Annotated in this window: 2 protein-coding genes; one reads left to right on the top strand and one right to left on the bottom strand. The window is 77.8% G+C overall.

Features of this window, described 5'->3' with window-relative positions:
- A partial coding sequence (locus tag AB0J52_RS36105; protein ID WP_500187405.1) for a hypothetical protein occupies positions 1-1,247 on the top strand: 1,247 nt, incomplete at its 5' end.
- 18 nt (positions 1,248-1,265) lie between these two features.
- Here AB0J52_RS36105 and AB0J52_RS36100 read toward each other — a convergent pair.
- Positions 1,266-2,372, bottom strand: coding sequence for a phosphotransferase family protein (locus AB0J52_RS36100; RefSeq protein ID WP_500187404.1), 1,107 nt, complete (start codon positions 2,370-2,372; stop codon positions 1,266-1,268).
- Positions 2,373-2,492 lie beyond the last annotated feature (120 nt).

Genomic DNA, 2,492 nt, shown 5'->3' with positions numbered 1-2,492 from the left:
GGCACGTCGCGTCCTGCCCGACCTGCGCCGCGCAGTCGGTGCCGGACATCCCGGCCGACCAGGTCCTCGGCTCGCTGCCGATCGCCGCGCTCCCGGCCGACCTGCGCCTGGACGTCCTGAACGCCGCCGCCTCGCCCGGCCGCGCCGACGCCCGCCGCTCCGCCGCCGCGCTCATCGAGCCGCTCGATCCGGACGGCTGGCCCGCCCCGTACCGGCCGCGCCGTTCCAAGCGCGGCCGCCGCGCCCGCACCGAACCCCTCGCCGCCCCGATCGCGAACCCCGCTCCCGGGGCCGCCGGGGACGCCGACCGCACGCAGCCGTGGAACGCCGAGCAGGCGGTGCCGGAAGCCGTCGACGACGGACGTCCCGGCCGCACCCAGCCCGACGTCCTCGCGGGGCCGGGTCCCGGAGCGCCGGACACCACGCTCTCGTTCGACGCCATCCCCGGCACGGACACCGCTTCCGCCCCGCCGGACGGCCCGTCGCAGGGACACGGCCCGGCGGGCGGCGGCGGACGGCACTCGCGCGACGCCGCGGCCGCCGGCGGTGAGCAGCTCGAACCGCGCCGGTCCGGCCGCGTCCCCGAGGAGGGGGACCGCTGGGTCGCCGGTGAGCTGCGCAGCCCGCGCGGACGCAAGCGGGCCGTGCTCGCCGGGGTCGGCGGTGTGGCCGCCGTGGCGGTCCTCGGCGTGGCCGTGTCGGCGTTCGCGGGCGGCGGGGGCGGCGGCGGGCACGTCGCGAAGGGCGGCCGTCCGGCGGCCCCGGCTCCGACCGGGAGCGTCGTCGAGCCGACCATGTCGTCCGCGGCGTCGCCCTCGGCGTCGCCCACGCTGCACGCGAAGAAGGGGCCCTCCGCGTCGCCGAGCCGCACCCCGTCCTCGACGCCCTCGTCGTCGTCCTCGTCCCCGGCCGCGCCGCCGGCCTCGCCGAACCACTCCCCCACCCGGCGGCCGACGCACTCGGCGCCGCCCGCGCCGCCGCGTCCGCCGCGGCCGGGAACGCTGTCGGTCGTGGGCTGCAGCATCGGCCTCGGCGACAGCTGCCAGATCACCGTGTCGGCGTCGGGCGGGACGGTGTCCTGGCGCGTCGTCGGGGTCTCGCGCGGCCTGTCCGCGTCCGGCGGGGGGACGCTGTCGGCCGGGCAGTCGGCGACGGTCCAGGTGCGGCGGCAGAGCATGTGCTGGGGGTCGCGGACGGGCCAGGTGGTGTTCTCCCCGTCCGGCACCGCATCCGTCAGCTTCTGCTGAGCCCGCCCGGACCGGTCGCTACCAGGGCGAACGCGCGTCCAGGACGCCGTGGGCGCGGCCCAGCAGCACCGGCACGGCCGGACCGATCTCCTCGAAGCCGTCGCCGACCGTGGCGCGCTGCAGGAACCGGGCGTGGATGCCCTCCAGGATCACCGCGAGCTTGAAGCACGCGAACGCGACGTAGTAGTCGAGGTCGGACAGGTCGTAGCCGGTCAGCCCGGCGTACCGCTCGGCGAACTCGCGGCGGGTGGCGAACCCGGGCGCGGTGGTGACCGTCGCGCCGACCGGGAGCGGCGCGGGGTCGGACGGCTCGGCCCAGTAGACCAGGGTCAGCCCGAGGTCGGACAGCGGGTCGCCGAGCGTGGACATCTCCCAGTCCACCACGGCGGCGATCTCCGGCTCCGGCTCCAGCCGGGCCAGCGCGTTGTCGAGCCGGAAGTCGCCGTGGACGAGCCGGGCGGGCGCGTCCACGGGCGGCAGGGCGGGCAGCCGTTCGGCGAGCCGCGCCACGAGCCGGTCGTATTCGGGCAGGTCGCGGACGGTCCCGGTGGCGCGGATCGCGTCCTGCGACGCGTCCCACTGCTTGCCCCAGCGGCGCAGCTGCCGCTCCATGTACCCGGACGGGCGGCCGAAGTCGGCGAGCCCGGCCTTCTCGACGTCCACGGTGTGGATCGCGGCGAGCGCGGCGACGAGCGCCTCGCTGAGCCCCCGCGCCCGCTCCGGGGTGAGGCCCTCGGCCTCCTCCCGGGTGCGCAGGACGCGGCCGTCCACGAAGTCCATGAGGTAGAACCGCACGCCGATGACGTCCTCCTCCTCGCACAGCGCGAGCGCGGCCGGGACGGGCACCCCGGTCCCGTGCGCGCCGAGCGCCGACAGCACCCGGTACTCGCGGCGCATGTCGTGCGCGGTCGGCAGGACGTGCCCGAGCGGCGGGCGGCGCAGGACGATCCGGTCCCGGTCGCCGCCGTCCAGGGTGATCGCGTAGGTGAGGTTGGACCGTCCGCCGGCGATCACCTCGATCCCGGTGATCCGCCCGGATCCGGGCAGCTCGCGGGCCAGCCAGGCGGCCAGGCGGGGCGCGTCGATGCCGGGGACCCCGGCCGGGAGTTCAGCGTTGGCGGTCATGGCGTCCTATTAGAACGCGGCTCGGTTCACTCTGGGAAGCCCACCCCGCCTCCGGCCGCCCGCGCCCGGTCCGGCCGTCCGGCCGTCCGGCCGCGCGGGCCGCGTCCCGGTGGTGTCCGG

The sequence above is a fragment of the Spirillospora sp. NPDC049652 genome (assembly GCF_040675125.1).
In the GTDB taxonomy this organism is placed as follows: Bacteria; Actinomycetota; Actinomycetes; order Streptosporangiales; family Streptosporangiaceae; genus Spirillospora.
This window is presented reverse-complemented; position numbering and strand designations above follow the sequence as displayed.

Coding starts and splice junctions, on each gene's coding strand:
- AB0J52_RS36100 (WP_500187404.1), bottom strand. CDS start 2,372: ATGACCGCCAACGCTGAACTCCCGGCCGGGGTCCCCGGCATCGACGCG.